Source organism: Streptomyces sp. RKAG290 (assembly GCF_023701695.1).
GTDB lineage: Bacteria > Actinomycetota > Actinomycetes > Streptomycetales > Streptomycetaceae > Streptomyces.
In genome coordinates this window covers 3319000-3335044 of record NZ_JAJOZC010000001.1, presented here as the reverse complement: position 1 = coordinate 3335044, position 16045 = coordinate 3319000, and the positions used below count along the sequence as shown (strand labels likewise).

Genomic DNA, 16045 nt, shown 5'->3' with positions numbered 1-16045 from the left:
GACAGCAGCCACTCCACGCCGACCGGCCCCGGCGACCCGGGTTCGTACGAAGGCGCCGGCGGGCCGGGCCCGTACGAGGATTCCGGCGGCAGCGGCCCGTACGAAGGTCCCGGCGGCACAGCCCCGGGCAGTGCCGGCCCGTACGGAGCCCCCGGCGGCACTGGCCCGCACCGAGCCCCGGGCGGTACGGGCCCGTTCGCGGATTCCGGCCGGGGGACAACCGGTACGCCGACGGACTCCCTGTTCGGCCCCGGCTCGCAGTTCCACCGCTTCTTCAACGATCCGCGCTGGGCACTGGCCGTCGTCAGGGCCACCGTGCTGGAAGCCGCCCACCCGCAGATCGGGGCGGCACTGGCCGACAACTCCTCATTCGTAGTGCATCCGTGGCGACGGCTGAGCAACACGCTCGTGAGCCTGCAGCGCATGTTCGGAGCCGACGAGCACACGCGGCAACGGGAGGCGGCACGGCTCAACCGCCTGCACACCCGGCTGAGCGGCACGGACGCGCGGAACCAGCCCTACGACGCCATGGACCCCGAGGTACGGGCGTGGGTGGTCGCGACGCTCTTCGAGAGCTCCGTCACCATGTGCCGGCTGAGCGGGCAGCCCCTGGACCAGATCACCATGGAGCGGCTCTACGCCGAATTCCGGGCCTTCCTCGCCGCCCTGGGGGACCAGGCGGGCCACCTCCCGCCCACGTTGCCCGAGTTCTGGACGTACTACGACCGGATGGTCACGGAGGAGCTGCAGAACACAGAGGCGCTGCGCATCATCCTCTTCAGGCTCTTCGAGCATCTGCCGGCGCCGCCGCTGTTCGCAGGCATGCCCACGGTCTGGGCGGCCGGCCGTGCGCTGGCGGGGCCGGTGATCGGGACCGCCACCGTGGCTTCCCTTCCTGAGGCGTTCCGCCGCCGGGCGGGGCTGCCGGAGGTTCCCGGTGCCCAGACCCTGATGCAGGGTGCGTACATGGCCGCCCGGCTGGCCGGCGCCCTGCCCGACAACTGGATCCAGACCGAGAACGTCGTCGGGCTGCTCCAGTTCTCGCCGGACGGCGACGGCCCCTGTGCCGAGGCGCTCACCACTCTGCGCTCCCGGATGAAACGGGCCGGCGCGCTGCTCCGGCTGGTCACACCGCTACCGGCCCAGCAGGACGGTACGGGCGGACCCGACAACCGGCGCAGCGCCCGCGTGTTCTTCACCGAGGTGCTGGACCAGACCGGGGACGGCTCTCTGGACTGGCCCGATCTCGCCGCCATGGCACGAGAACTCTGTTCGCGCCTCGACCTGGACGAGCCGGAGGAGACCCGGCTGTACGACGCGTTCGCCGCGTGGTGGAGGGAGCTGCAGGCGGCCCTGGACAGCGATGGCGACGGCAGGGTGAGCGCGGAGGAGTACGCGGCCGCAGCCCCGTCCCTGGCCGGGCCGGCGCTGATCAGGGTCGCCGAGGTTCTCTTCGATGTCACCGACGCGGACGGCGACCAGTTCATCGACGCCGAGGAGTACCGCGCCCTCTTCAGGAGAGGCTTCGAGCGCTCCGTCGCGGACGCCGAAGGGCGCTACTCCCGGAGCGCATTCGTGCGGGACTTCCTCTCCTTCATGTCCGGCCGTCAGCGTTCGACGGCCTACGATCCGCTGCTCTCCGACGCGTAGGCAGTGCTCAGGAGGGACACTTCCTGGATATCAACTATGGGTTCAGGTAAATCTCGCAAGCTGTATTTCGTTGCCGCTGGACCACTCGGTCCTATGCGGGCATCACTCCGTGGATCCGGGAGAGGGTGAAGACGCGTTCGGCGTCCCGCAGGTGGCACCAGGCTTCGAGATGGGGCGGGTCGAGGGTGAGGCGGTCGAGGGTGCGTACGGTGCGGCCTCCTGAAGCGGCGACATAATCGACCGTGACGGCCGTACCGGTGTCGATGGCATGGGCCAGCTGTCGGACATCGCTGTACGACAGCCGCTTCGCGTACCCGGCGACGATCTCCTCGGTATCCGTATCGAAGGGGACTCCGCCGGGGCCGAACGGGTCGGGTTCCGGTGCGGCCGGCGGCGCGGTCAGAAGCTTGGCGGCCAGGGCCTTCAGGTCGGCGGCGGGGGCCTTCGCCACGTGGGGAGACGTCGTAGTTCGGAGGCCGGCCTGCGCACGGGCCTTCCGTGGTGCCGGCACGGGTGCGGCGGCCCGCTGGGGCCGGGTCTTCTCGACGTGTACGGTTCCGTCGGCCGTCTCGGCCACGGGAGCGTAGCCCTGGGCTCGAAGCGCGGCGAGGGTCTGGTCGAGTGGGCTGCGGCTGACCAGGACTGTCGGGGCGAGCCGTCGCAGGCCGAGACCGGCGAGCTTGCTGTGGACGGCGATTTCGGCCAGGAGCGCGGGCTCCTCGCCGTGGATGACGCAGGCGGCGGGGGCGATGCGTACGCGGCCGTGGCTGCGAGCGGTGTCGGCGATCAGATACGCCAGGGGCTGAGGCAGGGGCCCGCCGGTCATGGCGGACAGATCGGCTGTGATCTCGTCCGAAGTACGTCCGGAGTCCAGGGCGCGGCGGGTGCTGTCGGCGCTGAACCGCCACACCGAGGCCGTGCCACGGGTTTCCCGGTCCGCGGCGGAATCCAGGAGCGCGTCCAGTCGCGCGGTCGGTGTTCCGGCGACGACGGCAGTGAGGTCAGCGCCGATCCGGGCCGTCCCGGTGGCCGCCGGCAGCAGACGCCGGCACACGGCGGCCAGTTCGTCCGTGTCGTCGGCTCGTACGGCGGTGCCGAGGGACGACAGCGCGCCGCGGGCGAGGACGCCGAGCAGTTCGGCCTCGCGGATCGCGAGGGCGAACGGTGTTTCGCCCTGGGGCGTGGGGTCGGCGAGCGGGCGGTGCCATGCCACGAGCACCCCCAGGTCCGAGGTTGCTTGCGCCCCCCGCCCTGCCGGGAGGTGCGCCGCAGCGGCGAGCAACCCGTATCGGGTCTGCAAGCAGCCGCCGCAGGGCGGCGCCCCGGAGACTGCGGGCAGAGCCTTGTCGTCCTCGTCGCGTGCCTGGGAGGGGGTGAGGGGCAGGTTCCACCATGCCTCGAGCAGCGCGGCGAACTGTTCCGACGGCTCCTGCGCCGCCCAGGCGTCGAATGCGTTGGTGGGGGCGACGCGGTCGCCGTCCCGGGCCAGTAGCTTTGCCGCGTATGCGGCCTCCAGCGTGATGCGTACCTCGGCGTCATCTGTTTGGGCGGCCTTGCCGATGCGGGCCAGTTCACGTGCGCCGACACCGCCGGACTTCAGTCTGACCGGCGGTGCTGCCGAGCATGCCGACAGGACCGAGGCGGCATGCGCTGCGAACGCCGTGGCTGCGGCTGCCGCCTCCCGGTCCACCTCCGCGGCAGTGACGAACACCAACTGCACGGTGGGCGGCCCGGGTTCGAACGGCGCGTGCCAGGGCCCGCGCAGCGCGAGTGCGACCTCGACGGGCAGCCGGGCGGGGCCGTACCCTCGGCGGTCCCGGATCAGAAACCCTCGGTCCAGCGCCCACCGCCCGCCCGGTTGGGAGTCGGCGCCGGGAGCCCCGGACGTGATGGACGCGGGCTGCGGCGACCCGGACTTCGCTCGGCGTTCCAGCAGCTTCCGGGCCGCCGCAGGAGCCTTCGCGACCACCGAGGCAATCCCTTCCGGATCGCTGTGGTGTGCGAGCAGCGCTGCCATGCACTGTTGCTTGCTGACGGGCGGCTTGATGCCCAGTGCCGCCAGCATGCCGCGCAGCTCGTCGGAGGTCATGTCCGCCAGCAGCTCCGCCAGTGGTGCGTCCAGCCCGAGCGGCGCCTCCCACGCTTGTCGCAACGATGCGGCCATGTGGAGCCTTCCGCTGTGGTCCGGCCAGACCAGCGCGTGTCCGGCCAGTGCCTCCAGGATTGCTTCCAGGGCGCGGCCGGCTTCGCCGGCCGTCGCTCCCAGCAGCTTCGCCAGGTCCTCGCGCGACGCGGGCGTCCCCAACGCCGCCACGGCTTCGGCCACCTGCAAGTCGGGCAGGGTGAGCAGGGGCAGCGCGAGTGCCACCGATCCCGGGCGCTGAAGACGGTCCGCCAGTTCCCCCAGCGAGCGCGGCTCCGGAGGGGACGCGGTGTCCTTCCGCGTCGCGAGCAGGCGTGCCAGGCGAGGGCCGTCGAGACCGCGCAGCCACGTGCTCAGCGTTGATCCGGACGCCATGGAGAACCTCACCTCAGGTCAATGAATGCGCCACGCTCGGACGTCGGCCAGTCCGGCGCCGGGCTCAAGGATGGCCCACCCGGTGGGCTTGGATGCCTCGCACGGCGGAAGGTTCCCGCGCACGGGTGTCGTCGAGCTGGAGGTGCCTTGCCTGCCCGCCGAAATACTCTGAACTGTCCGGTATGGAGGCAGCGGAAGCTCGCCCGACAGGGACATCAGCAGGCCGGTGGCGGCGGTCCTGCGGCGCGCGGACGCCAGGGCGCCGTTGGCGCTTCCTCCCGCGCGCCATGCTTCATGTACATCCGCTACATTCGTGACATGAGTGAACCGATGGTTGAATCCATGGCCGACGTCCGCAGCCACCTCGCTGACGTCATTGATCGCGCCAGTCGGGAGGAAATCCCGACCATCATCACTCGGCGCGGCAAGCAGGAAGCCGTCGTGCTCGATATCCAGGAGTACCGGCGTCTGCGCGAGATCGCGGAGAATGTCGAAGAGGCGTGGCTCAACCGGTTGGCCGACGAAGCTGAGTCCGAGGGCACCGTGGGGGCTGTCTCGCTCGAAGAGATGGCGGCCTTGCTGCGCGATCGACAGGGCTGATCCCGTGGGGTACATCACGCGCTTCACGCCGCACGCCCAGCGGGACATGCTCAAGATTCCGCGCCCGGACGCCCTGCGCATCCTGCACCGTCTCACGGAACTCCAGAAGGCGATGGATGCGGAGGTCACCACGTCCTTCGACATCAAGGCCCTCCAGGGGCACAGTGCCCGCTGGTGGCTCAGGGTCGGCGATTACCGCGTCGTCTACACCGTTGAGGACGGCCGGTTGATCGTGTGGGTCCTGGCCGTCGGCAACCGCCGCGATATCTACCGTCAAGTTCCGTAGACCCCTCCGTCCTGCCCGTTGACGCCGACCGCCGCCGGGAGTCGCGGCTTTGAGGTCCCCCGTGTGTGGGAACCGCCGATCGGCCAGGCAGGCCGATACGGCGGGGGTACGGGTGTGCTGTCCAGTTGGCGCAGTGCTTCTCCTCGCCCCGGTCCAGCGGCGCCCGGACTCGATGCTTCGACGCCGACCACCCCAAGTGCGCGGCGGCTGAGCGGGACCGACGCGCAGAGACCGCAGAACCTGGCCGCCCTCCCTGCGCCGGATCCATCGGGGCCCCGCCGGGAACTCCAACCACCAACGTCGAAGGCCCCCGCAGCGAGCTGCGGGGGCCTTCGACGTATTGCCCGGTGAGAGCAATGGCGGAGGATACGAGATTCGAACTCGTGAGGGGTTGCCCCCAACACGCTTTCCAAGTTTTCGTCGGGTGATTCAAGGATGGTCGCGGGGTGTTCTGATCTGGGGCGGAGTCGTTGAGAAACAGGCCCCTGAACGCTGCCGTGCACGGGTGAATGAGACCGGAACTGGGACCAGTTCTTCGACGCTCGCGGCAGTCCCGTGAGCGTCGAGACGTCCTACCAGTAGTAGTCCGCCGTACTACTAAGGACAGGGTCTGGCATCCTGGGCGGCGGCGACGGCTCGCCATTCCAGTGGCTGCGGCATTTCGCTCCTGTGTGGACACGAGTTGACGCGGAGGGATGCAAAATCCTGGTTCAGGCTGCCTCCCGGCACTTGGAAAGAGGGTCCACGAAGCGAGGTCGGACGGTGCGGTCGCGTACGGCGGGACCGCACGGTCGGTTTCGGCGTGCCGCGCCGGTGCGAGGCTGCGACCGCAAAAATCGTGATTCATGAAGACCGTGCCAGCGCCGTGGGCGGACTCGATCGGCAGCGGCTCCCATCTCATATGACGTGTCGTCCGGCGGGGGCCAAGTACGGTCATGGCTTCCTGAACGGCATGACGAGGAGGAAAGATGGGCGACACGGGCAAGGTTCTCGGTATCTCTACGCAGGACTTGCAAGATGCGGCGCCGACGTTCCAGGAGCAAAGCAAGGCGCTCGGTGATGCGGCGAAGGCGCTCAAGGCGTCCCTGGCCGCGCTGGGTTCGCCTTGGGGGGAGGACGAGCAGGGCCAGAAGTTCGGGGACGCGTACTCGCCGAAGCGTGAGGAGATCGAGAAAGGTGTCGGCATCCTGCTGCTCGGACTGAGGAGCATCCACGCCGCCATGACCGACATGTCCGACGGTTACGTGGACAACGAGAAGCTCATTGAGGGCATGTTCACCAAGGTTAGGGTGCCTGGCGCCGACGGGGACAAGGGCGCCAAGTGAATGTTGAGGACATAGCCAAGGACCTTCTCATGAAGGCTGGTATGTGGTGGCCGGATGCGAACTCGGGCAGTCTGCGATCGGCTGCGACGGCGTGGCGGACGTTCGCGGACGCGGTGGACGACGTCATCGGGCCGGTCAACGGCAAAGCCGGTTCTGTCGTTCTCCACAATCAGGGTGAGGCGATCGACGCCTTCCGGGTCTTCTGGGAGCGCTATCACAAGAGTGAGGGTGTGGGGTGGCTGGACGACACGGCCACGGCGGCCCGGGCCATGGCCAAGGCGCTCGAAGAGTTCGCTGACGCCGTGGATGATGCCATTGAGCTTCTGTGGACCGAGATCGGCATCGGAGCTACGGTCATCGCCGCGGGAGTGGGCCTCGCGGTGTTCACCTTTGGTACCTCCGCCGCGGCTTCCGCGGCGGCGGCCGCGGCCATCATCGAAGTCGCTGCCGGGCTTGGCGTCACGGTGTCCACCACCGTCGCCACCATCGCCGCGACCACGTTGACGGGTATTGCCTTCGGTGCGATCGAGGGCATCACCGTCGACCTCGCAGTCGCCCAGCCGCTCAGGATGGCCACGGGCCTCCAGGACGGCCTGAGCCTCGACTCGGTGGAACAAGCGGGTATCTATGGCGGTGCGTTCGGTGGCGCGTTCGGCGGCGCTGCCAGTGTGACACGTGCCGCCGGCGAAGTGGGTGGCTTCTCCAACCTTTTCAGGCAGGACATCCCAATCGGAATCGCGAACCCGAACCTCGCGGGAGCCGGGCGCATGCCTTTGGCGCTCGACGACATGGGGAAACGGCGCACCTGGGATCTGTTCCGGAGCGAGAACTCGAAAGTGCACGTTCCGCCTAAGGTGCCGGGCGATCATGCGCTCATATCCGGGGACCCTGTATATTTCGGAAACCGGACCACAACCATCGGATACGACACGAAGACGTTGGCCAATGCTAAACGCGTCGCTCGCGTTCCCGGAAAGCATGACGTTATCATCCACGGTACGAACACGGGTGTGTTTTTGCCTGGGCGGGTCAATAGTTCGGGAAAGACACTAATGGATTTCAAGGTGCATCCGACCCATATTTCGGACGCTATCCGCAGCAATCCCAATTATGATGGTGGCCCGGTGCGTCTGATCTCGTGCCACTCAGGTTATGCCGCGCCGAACTCCGTGGAACTTCCGCTTGCTCAGAGTGTGGCCAACGACCTGGGAGTGCCCGTGACGGCGCCGACTAATAAGGTGGGAACCTCTGCCGAGAAGGGCCTGGGGCAGACGCCCGCGATCGGCGATGGTGGATATTGGCGTACGTACCTGCCGATGGCCAACTAATGAGAACGAGCAGTGGAGGTTCAGTGACTAGGCGAGTCGGGTTCTATAGAGAGTTCAATTCGCAGAACCCGGATGGGTCGGCTCCGTCTATTCATGACGACGTTCGGTCTCATGCGTTGTTCGATGAGGCGCAGATGCTGGAATACATGTCGTCATGCCGTGAGATTTACACCACAATGGGGGCGGACCTCGATGTAATCTCGAATGACGAGGAATTTGTTGATGGGGCTGGATCGATCATCACCGATGGCACATGGGTGTGGCCCCTCGAACTCCAGTATTATATCCGCCGATATCATGTGGAACTGCCGGAAGATTTTCTGGTGGCTGTCCGTGCCGCGAATTACACGCCTCCCGAAATTTCGAGTGCGCGCTACGTGGAGATCGTGGACGAGATTTTCGGCCCATCCGCCTTTGGTAAGGGGGCGAACACCGAGGAAGGCGGGGGAGGGTTCTTCTCGTGGTACCTGGCGGACTTGACATCGCAGAGGTGGGGCCGATTGCTGAGAGCGCTGGAATCCGCTGGGTTGAACACCCGCCATCTGCTCACCGACGACGTGTTCCTCGCCCGTACCGGTGAGGGCGGATCGGATCCCCTGCCCGTACATGACGTGTCCGGTATGGCCGTGGCGCTGGCCGGCCCTGGTGACGGCGAGTTCGAACTGCACCTGTGGCTCGCTCTGGACATCTACACGATCGTTCGGGTGCGTCGGCTCGACGACACCACGACAGCGGTGGTCTACGAAATCGCCCACCTGCAGGAGCCGGAGCGCGAGGAGGTGGTGGCCGCGCTGGTGCGGGCCTTGGACGAGTTCCGTGACGACTGCCGGGGTTTCGTCCTCGATCGTGCGGGACGCAGCTCCCGGGAGGCCTGGGACTCGCTCATCCTCGAGTGCGCCTGGCCGTCCGAGCCCTTCCCGGACAGCGTCGCGGTCGATGCCGGCCTGGGTGCGCTGCCGCCGGGTTCCGACGCCGTGACACGCGCCGAGTACGGGCACCTGGCGGTGTTCAACAGGAATCGCATGGACGGCGGGCAGGCGTAGACGGGTACGGAGGCTTCACCGCTGCCGCGGTGCCGCTGTCGGTCAGCGAGGCCAAGGTGTGTTGTACGGGTCGAAGGGTACGTACAAACGCCCACGCGGCAGCCCCTCGGCGGACGCCCCGTCTTCACCCCCGCGCCGCGTGCGATCTGCGGGCCGGCTTCGGAGCCGGGCAAACGGGCACCGACCTGCCGGCTGACGTGGGGGAGGTGGACGCCCCGGTAGCGGCCCGCAAGACCGGACCGGGACGGCCAACGTCGACGGCCCGCGCTCTCACCAGCGACCTCACCAGGGAGCTGACTTGGGCTGGGTGCCATGGGCGCCGCCGCGGAGCCCTACGTGGGGCGCACAGGAGAACATTGGTCCCGATGCGGCAGAGCGCCGACGAAGCCCGTCCGTGGTTGTCCGCCCCGCGCAACTGAGACCCTGCACGTCGAAGGCCCCCGCAGCGAGCTGCGGGGGCCTTCGACGTATTGCCCGGTGAGAGCAATGGCGGAGGATACGAGATTCGAACTCGTGAGGGGTTGCCCCCAACACGCTTTCCAAATGTTCGTCAGGGAGCTCGGAGAGGATCGGGAACGCTTCAACTGGGTTGATGGTCGCCGACCACATCGAGGCAACCCGCCTCACCCTCGTCCGACTGCCCCAGAAGCGCGGGCGGCAGACCCCCGTCCGGCGCGACTCTGTGGGCGGCGCCCACGAGTTCGTGCCCTGGCTAGCCCGCCGCTGTTCGGCTGTCCTACGACTGTCCGATCGCCCGGCTTGCGCCCCGTCACCGCCTCCCGGCCCGGGTCGAAGGCGGATCCGGGCTGCCTCGCGACCGGCCTACGCAACCTGCCCCTACGCGACACCGCGGGCCATGCATTCAAGGTGGAAGTGGGCAAGGAGCCCTTGTCTGCGTGGAGTCAAGCACCTACCATCAACGTTGCTCAAGCAAATGTGATGGTGTTTCGGGTGACGGGGTGGGATGTGGCGTTGATGATGGCGGCGGCCGCCGCCTGGGGTGTGTTTCAGCTGTTTCTGCTGTCGTCGCCGACCCGATCAGTCCGCCTGACGACGGTGCTAGCAGGATTCGCAGTCGGGATGTACGGATGCGGTGTGGCTGCCGCGCTGCTGGAGCTGGCGTACACGCGGACTATCGCCGACGAGGGCGGCCGGGCCCTGGCCGATGTGGTGCGGAGTACCAGTTACACAGTGGCTCCCTGGGTTGAGGAACTGATCAAGGCAACCCCCTTGCTGCTGGTAGGACTGCACGTCAAGGTGCGTCGGCAGTGGGGAGTTACCGACTTCGTCATCCTCGGGGCCGGGCTCGGCGCTGGCTTCGGGCTGCTGGAATCCCTGCTGCGCTTCAGCTTGGACGCGCGCCGCTCGATCCCCCGGGACGGCGGCTGGGTTATTCCCGACAGTCTCTCTCCACCCTTCGTGCCCGGCCCCGCCAAGGTGTTCACTGCATGGCTGCCCGCGCCTTCCGGGTCGCTCGATCTCGGGCAGGCCGGTGCGGCTATGACGTTCACTCACCTGGTCTGGACTGCCATGGCCGGTCTGGGCGCTGGGCTGCTGTGGCGCACCCGGGGCTGGCGGCGACTGCTGTCCCTGCTGCCGGTCGCCGTCGCGATCACGCACCACACCCTCAACAACTACACGGCCAGTAAACCGGGTGGATCGACCGAGCGCTGGCTGGAGAACCTGGACGGTAAGGCGTGGGTGATGCCCCTCGTCTGTCTGGCCCTTGCCATGGTGGTGGATCTTCGTCACCTGCATCGTGCCAAGTGCACCGTGCCCGGCATCCTGCTCGCCACCGAGCGTGCCGAAGGCGACAGCGCGGCTGCGCTGTTCCGATACGCGTGCTGGCGGCCGCCCTTCAGCACTCTGGTCGCGCTGCGATTTGTACGCCTGCGCCGCTCCCTCATGTACGTCGCAGCCCTCACCCCAGCTGAGGACACGGAGCCCTTGCGGCGAGTGGTCGCTACAGTCGCCGCCCGTATCGATGCCTCCGACCACGAGGATGCGTGGCGGACGGTCGACATACGCGCCCACCTCAAAGCGGCCCGGACCACCACCCGGCGCCGCTGGCTCCTGCTGATTCCCTGCCTCCTCGCGCTCCCTTCCTTGCTCTTCCTCGGTGTCGGCTCGTTCAAGTCCACGTCTCACCTCCAGGAGTTCTTCACCAGCGATCCGGGCCCGCGCGTTCTGCTCTGGTGCGGCGTCGGGGCCCTGGCCTGGATCACGTGGCAGCTCCTCATGCTGTTGCACACTCTGCGGGCCGTCTCAGCCCAACTGGTGGGTGAGGTCCTCGCCGTCCACCGCTTCCGCATGGCTACCGCAGTCGGCTCGGCGACCGCCGGCGGCTTTCTGCTCTACCGCAGCCTCGGCGACGCCGGCCCGTCCGGCCATGGGATCCAGACCTTCCACCTCCTCGAGGCCCTCGACACCTTCCTGGTCTACCTCGGCTTCGCGCTCCTCCTGCTCTCCCTGCTCTCACTCCTCACCCTCTTCCCGCCGGGCGCCGGTCTCGCCCTCGCCGGCGGCAGCATGCTCGCCGAAGGCGCAACGGCTCTCGCCGCAGGCAATCTGGGTGTGGCCGGCATCGTCCTCATGGCAGTCGGAGCTGAAGGGGTCGACGCGGGTGGGGGCGGGATTCATCGGATGCCAGTAGTTCCGATTCTTCCGCTACGAAACCCGCTGACGGGCAGTCGAATCGTGTGCGTCCGCCAAAGGAAGGGGACACCAACTACGTAGTAGACAATTCGGCTGATTGGTCCGACACCATCACGGATATCGATCGCATCGAGAATGGTGTCCTGTGGGAAGAGAAGTCAGCGACCGGCCGTGCGCAGGGGATGAATGTTGACAAATGGGTCGGCAAGCATGTGTTTAAGAAGCTGGACTCCTACGTTCGAGCTCGACCGCACATGCAAGGGTACGAGAATGCCCCTATCGGAATACGGTTCACCGAGCCCGGCGCGACACCGGAGTTCAGGACCGCAGTAGAATCTGGAGTCAAGAAATGGCTTCAAGGCAACCCGGGAGTCGACGTGAGGGTTTGGTGGGCGCAGTGAGCTGCTATTTTCAGGTTGACGGCAACGATGTTTGGAATCCATCCAGTTCGGTAGCGCGACTATTTGTAGATCAGGGTGCTTCCCTCTCTCGATTGCTTAACGTTGACTCCGGCATCGGCGAGATCGTCGAGGATGAATGCCGGGTCGATGGTCCGGCATTCGAGGGATTCACGGCCCTGCTTGTTGCCAAGTATCAGGAGGTCAATAATGCGGCCTTGAGGTCACTTCTGTCTGGGTTCATTCCCCTTGCGCTGGTCTTGGTGCAGCGCACCGGCGGCGCGAGCCACGCCATTCATCCCAAAGACCTGGCTCTCTGGCATGCTGCTCTGGTTCACGTGGAGAGGTCCATGCCGCCGGGATGAACGGCCGTGGGCGAGTGGGCCCAGGGCCAAGGTGGCCGCCGTGCAACACAGTTCACGAGGGCGGATAGGCGTAGGCGACGCCATCGTAAAGGCCGTCGCTATGAGACTGGGCGAATGTTTCGCCCAGTCGCTCCTTGTAGGAGATTCCCTGGGGTATCCGTAGGGGGTATTTACGCCTTTTCCCTCTTCTGGAAGGAAGAAGATGCCGAGGTATGGGTGAAATCTCTCGATCCTCTGGCCGTCGTGCTGCCTGACTGCGAAAGCGTTTGACGTCAGCTCTTGGATGCGATTGTTGAAATTATTTCCGTAGCTGGGGCCGCTGAGCGATTTGATGGTGATGGCGGCGAGGGGCTGTCATCCCTGAATATGGCTACGTTCCATGCCGAACGACCGAGACCGTAAGAGCCCGGGAATTCGGCAGCTTGACCGACCCGAATCCAGATTGGCCGATTCCGCTTTCAGCAAGGGTGTCGACCAAAGCTGTCACTAGGTCATCGAACCTGCCGCCTGTTCTTATCGCTGAGAGTCCATTGGTAGTGGCGTCCCGGCGAATGGCTCCTTACATGCGTCTCTCGCGCGCAGCCCAATACAATCGAGCTGCTTCCTTCACTAGCTCGGCCATAGCCCCCCGTTCAGCGTTGATCGCGACCATCAGCCAGACTGCAGACCGGATCTGACACCAGGATGAGCCGTGCGACTGCGTCGGTTGGCCGCGTCGGAAGCACCGCGGACGGCCGAGGCCGTAGCAGCCCTGAGCTGAGGTAGGTGCCAAATATGGCAGAGGACACCCACCTTCACCGAATGGGAGATCGAAAGGAACTGCCTTGCCAGTGGGGCGGGTTGCTTTGCCAGTAGCGCACCACCCGTCCGCGACCTGGGGCACCGACCTCACCTCACAGGTCGGTGCCCTTGGTGAAGAGCGCGAATTACGCCCCTTGTAAGCAGTTGGTCACCGACGCGATGGCGATCACGAAGACCACGCAGTGCGGGATCGGCGCCGGCATCAAACCTTGCCCTCGACCTCCCGCAATTCTGACAGCTCCTCGCGCCCCCGCTTGATAACGGCCAGCGTGGCTTGCGGATCCGCCCCCGGAGGTAGCGGGGTGTCGGCGATCAGGTCTCGGAGGGAGTAGGAGGCGTCGAGCCAGCTCAGCAAGGCCTGCCAGTGTTCCGCTTGGTCCCAGCTGAGACGCGGATCCCAGGGGTCGGAGTCGTAGGGAGTGTGGTCCATGCCGAGCAGGCCCGCGCGGCGTACCAGGCAGGGGTAGCAGAGACCGCAGTTGGCGAGGCCGGAGCTGTGCGGGTGTTGCTTGGGAGGGATGCCGCAGCTCAGGGTCTCGGCGAGGTCGGCGGGGGTGAGGCCGGCGTCGAGTGCGGAGTGGCAGACCTGGCGCTTAGTGAGGTTGGCGAGCGGGTTTTGGAGGCGTACGACAAAGCCGTCGGCGATGGCGCCGATCAGCCGGTTCAGCAGGTGCAGGGTCCAGGGGTGGACGGATCGCGTGGAGCAGGCGGCGGCACGGGCTGGGGTCAGGGGCGGATTGATGGAGAGCTGGCCGTTCTCGGGAATATGTGCGAAGGGGGCGCCCTCGGCGGCTGCTGCGCGGACAGCGGTGGTCGCGTAGAGGAACCCACGAGAGCGAGTGGTGCGCTCCGGGTCCGGATCCCCCTTTTCCTTGTCCTTGATGCGTACGTTCTGGCTCAGGGTGATGCGGCGGACCGGGCGAGCCCGGCGCTGGTAGATGCCGTCATATACAGAGTCCTGAAGGTGCCCGAAGTTCTGTTCACCGAAAGAGATGAGCAACAGCTCTTCGGATGTACGGAAAGAGGCGCGCTGAGCCGCCCAGCTCAGGGAGTCCAGACCTCCGGAGAACAGGGCGACCTCGCCGGCCCGGGAGTCCGGGTCGAACGTGAAGGGCGCGTTGGTGGCCAAGCGGGCTTCACGGAATTCCACATCCCAGCGGTCGGCGGTCATGGTTCGCAGCAGGGAAGCGAGGAGCGGTCGGATGGACTGCCAGCGCTCGTACTCGGCGACGGGTATGGAGAGCCGCATGTGGCGGGTCCAGCGGTCGAAGGAGGCGCGACGGCGGGCGTGTTTGTCCGCGGCGAAGACCGCACGGCCGAGTCGGTGCAGGTCGTCCGCCCAAGGAGGAGCAGGGGCCAGGAAGGACTGCCACTGCGGAGCACGGGACTTTGCCTCCCAGTAGTTATGGTCGCTCAGAGGCTGCCATCCGGCGGGTGACTTTGCCCCGCCGGGCTCGATCCAGAAGAAGGGGCGGTAGGTAGGCGTCATGGGGATGCCTCCCGGGCGCCTAACTGGTGTTCCAGAACGTCCTTGACGACCAGACCCAGCACTTTGCCCACCGTGCCGGGGACCAGACTCCGGGCGATGTCGGGCAGGGAGCCGACCGGGTCCGCGATCACCGACTCCGCGGACTCGGCCTCCTCCGCCAGTTCAGCCGCCTCCTCGCAGGGATTCGGCACCAGCGAGAGGACCTTGTCGGCGGCCCATTCGGCCACGTGGTCACCAGGGTTGAGAACGTGCAGGACAGGCACGACGAGCTTGACCTTTTCGGCAATGACCGACCGTAGGAACTCGGTCACGATGTCCGCGAAGAACCACTGGTACAGCTGGCACAGCAGATCCCCGGTGAGACCTCCGCCCGCTGCTTCGCCTCCGCCAGCTTCTGCGTTCTGTCGCTCCAAAAGCCGCTCGGCAGTGTCCGTCGCGGCCCGACGTATCGCTGCGTCGGTGATCGTGCTGCCACTCCCGCCTACTTCGTCGGTGAAACGGGCCAGGAAGTCGTCCGCAGCCGTTGGGCCGGCGTGAGCCATCGCGGACATCGCGTCGGCAAGGCGGTAGCCGGCCTCGGTCGCGGCGTCGACGAGGCCAAAGGCGGACTGGTCTTCGCGCATGGTTCGGTGCAGTACATCCAGATAGTCATCGAAGATCTTGTCGAGAAGCCGTTCGGCCTGCGGCCCTTCGCTGTTCCATCTGGACAGCCGACTGCTTAAGGCGCTCCACTCGGCTGCCGTACCTGACCGGCCCCCCGGCCCCAACCAGCGTGTGGATGTGCCCATGCCAACCACCCATCGGCTTGACGGTGTCCCCTTGCTATGGGAGCAGGAACACAAGGGCGCAGATAGAACGCAACTCAGCCACGCTCGTGGCCGGTTCAGGGGGCTCATCTCGGCCGCTGTCTTGGGCCACGGAGCTCAGGTGTTCCTCGGCCGCATCGCATCACCCTGCCGAGCATGATTCGCGCGCTTTGGGCCCCTTGCGAGGTCGAGTCCGAGGGGCCGGCGGGATGGCCGCACGCGGCACCCCGTGCAGTGGCACTGGTCTGGCTCGACGCTGTGGGCCGCGGAACCGATTGGTGAGCATTGCTGTCCAGGCCCACCGGCGATGGGCACTGGGCTGGCTCCTAACCGAGTGGCAGCGAACTGATCTCGTCACCTGCTGTCCTGGCGGCAGGAGCCCGTGCAGACCAACTGAGACCACCAACGTCGAAGGCCCCCGCAGCGAGCTGCGGGGGCCTTCGACGTATTGCCCGGTGAGAGCAATGGCGGAGGATACGAGATTCGAACTCGTGAGGGGTTGCCCCCAACACGCTTTCCAAGCGTGCGCCCTAGGCCACTAGGCGAATCCTCCGCGGCAAACAATACAAGACGTTGAGGAGTGCTCGCGAACCCGTTCCCCGTCGACTGTCCCCGGCGGGGTTCCGGGACGGGGAGGTGGACTTGCGGGGGCGAGGATCGGCTAAGGTGGGCGTCAGCCCCTCACGTGGCGCTATCTGACTGAACTCCCCCAGGGCCGGAAGGCAGCAAGGGTAGGTTGGCTCTGGCGGGTGCGTGGGGGGTCCTTACGTTTCCGGGCCGT

General features: G+C 66.7%; 11 protein-coding genes, 1 tRNA gene, 1 other RNA gene and 2 pseudogenes. 10 read left to right on the top strand and 5 right to left on the bottom strand.

Features of this window, described 5'->3' with window-relative positions:
* Positions 1-240: 240 nt before the first annotated feature.
* Positions 241-1650: an oxygenase MpaB family protein gene (locus tag LNW71_RS14445; protein ID WP_250972000.1), complete on the top strand. Its 1410-nt coding sequence runs from the start codon at positions 241-243 to the stop codon at positions 1648-1650.
* Positions 1651-1741: 91 nt separating this feature from the next.
* On the opposite strand, the gene LNW71_RS14440 is transcribed toward LNW71_RS14445, so the two are convergent.
* Positions 1742-4168 carry a helicase-associated domain-containing protein gene (locus LNW71_RS14440; protein ID WP_250968601.1) on the bottom strand — a complete coding sequence of 809 codons (2427 nt, stop codon included), beginning with the start codon at positions 4166-4168 and terminating at the stop codon, positions 1742-1744.
* 330 nt (positions 4169-4498) lie between these two features.
* Between LNW71_RS14440 and LNW71_RS14435 the strand changes: the two genes are divergently transcribed.
* The 8 genes and pseudogenes from LNW71_RS14435 (at position 4499) to LNW71_RS14405 (ending at position 12168) form a co-directional block, all read left to right on the top strand.
* A complete protein-coding gene (locus LNW71_RS14435; RefSeq protein ID WP_250971999.1) occupies positions 4499-4768 on the top strand; it encodes a type II toxin-antitoxin system Phd/YefM family antitoxin in 270 nt (89 codons plus the stop codon).
* A gap of 4 nt (positions 4769-4772) precedes the next feature.
* A complete protein-coding gene (locus LNW71_RS14430; RefSeq protein WP_250968600.1) occupies positions 4773-5054 on the top strand; it encodes a type II toxin-antitoxin system RelE/ParE family toxin in 282 nt (93 codons plus the stop codon).
* A 968-nt stretch (positions 5055-6022) separates the two neighbouring features.
* The gene (locus LNW71_RS14425; protein WP_250968599.1) at positions 6023-6379 is read left to right on the top strand and encodes a hypothetical protein; all 357 of its coding nucleotides are present in this window, start codon (positions 6023-6025) and stop codon (positions 6377-6379) included.
* A 29-nt stretch (positions 6380-6408) separates the two neighbouring features.
* On the top strand, positions 6409-7707 hold the full coding sequence (locus LNW71_RS14420) for a hypothetical protein (RefSeq protein WP_250968598.1): 1299 nt from the start codon (positions 6409-6411) through the stop codon (positions 7705-7707).
* 134 nt (positions 7708-7841) lie between these two features.
* Positions 7842-8750: a hypothetical protein gene (locus LNW71_RS14415; protein WP_250968597.1), complete on the top strand. Its 909-nt coding sequence runs from the start codon at positions 7842-7844 to the stop codon at positions 8748-8750.
* Positions 8751-9315: 565 nt separating this feature from the next.
* Positions 9316-9602, top strand: a pseudogene (locus LNW71_RS36940) (hypothetical protein); the annotation flags it as partial.
* 21 nt (positions 9603-9623) lie between these two features.
* Positions 9624-11486 carry a PrsW family glutamic-type intramembrane protease gene (locus LNW71_RS14410; protein ID WP_250968596.1) on the top strand — a complete coding sequence of 621 codons (1863 nt, stop codon included), beginning with the start codon at positions 9624-9626 and terminating at the stop codon, positions 11484-11486.
* A 307-nt stretch (positions 11487-11793) separates the two neighbouring features.
* The gene (locus LNW71_RS14405; protein ID WP_250968595.1) at positions 11794-12168 is read left to right on the top strand and encodes a DUF6086 family protein; all 375 of its coding nucleotides are present in this window, start codon (positions 11794-11796) and stop codon (positions 12166-12168) included.
* Between the two features lie 189 nt (positions 12169-12357).
* On the opposite strand, the pseudogene LNW71_RS36935 reads toward LNW71_RS14405, so the two are convergent.
* The 4 genes and pseudogenes from LNW71_RS36935 to LNW71_RS14390 all read right to left on the bottom strand — a co-directional run.
* A pseudogene (locus tag LNW71_RS36935) lies at positions 12358-12507 on the bottom strand (PaeR7I family type II restriction endonuclease); the annotation flags it as partial.
* A gap of 664 nt (positions 12508-13171) precedes the next feature.
* On the bottom strand, positions 13172-14458 hold the full coding sequence (locus LNW71_RS14400; RefSeq protein ID WP_250968594.1) for a 7-cyano-7-deazaguanine synthase: 1287 nt from the start codon (positions 14456-14458) through the stop codon (positions 13172-13174).
* Positions 14455-15246 (bottom strand): hypothetical protein, encoded by a 792-nt coding sequence (locus tag LNW71_RS14395; protein ID WP_250968593.1) that lies wholly within the window; start codon positions 15244-15246, stop codon positions 14455-14457. The genes LNW71_RS14400 and LNW71_RS14395 overlap by 4 nt, the downstream gene beginning before the upstream one ends.
* Before the next feature lie 483 nt (positions 15247-15729).
* Positions 15730-15817, bottom strand: a tRNA-Ser gene (locus LNW71_RS14390).
* 119 nt (positions 15818-15936) lie between these two features.
* Between LNW71_RS14390 and ffs the strand changes: the two genes are divergently transcribed.
* An RNA gene (gene ffs / locus LNW71_RS14385) (signal recognition particle sRNA small type) lies at positions 15937-16033 on the top strand.
* The last annotated feature ends 12 nt before the right edge of the window (positions 16034-16045 follow it).

What these genes read in the sequence shown, in the direction of transcription:
- LNW71_RS14440 (WP_250968601.1), bottom strand. Translation starts at nt 4,168, where the DNA reads ATGGCGTCCGGATCAACGCTGAGCACGTGGCTGCGCGGTCTCGACGGC.
- LNW71_RS14400 (WP_250968594.1), bottom strand. Translation starts at nt 14,458, where the DNA reads ATGACGCCTACCTACCGCCCCTTCTTCTGGATCGAGCCCGGCGGGGCA.
- LNW71_RS14415 (WP_250968597.1), top strand. Translation starts at nt 7,842, where the DNA reads ATGCTGGAATACATGTCGTCATGCCGTGAGATTTACACCACAATGGGG.
- LNW71_RS14395 (WP_250968593.1), bottom strand. Translation starts at nt 15,246, where the DNA reads ATGGGCACATCCACACGCTGGTTGGGGCCGGGGGGCCGGTCAGGTACG.
- LNW71_RS14435 (WP_250971999.1), top strand. Translation starts at nt 4,499, where the DNA reads ATGGTTGAATCCATGGCCGACGTCCGCAGCCACCTCGCTGACGTCATT.
- LNW71_RS14425 (WP_250968599.1), top strand. Translation starts at nt 6,023, where the DNA reads ATGGGCGACACGGGCAAGGTTCTCGGTATCTCTACGCAGGACTTGCAA.
- LNW71_RS14420 (WP_250968598.1), top strand. Translation starts at nt 6,409, where the DNA reads ATGAAGGCTGGTATGTGGTGGCCGGATGCGAACTCGGGCAGTCTGCGA.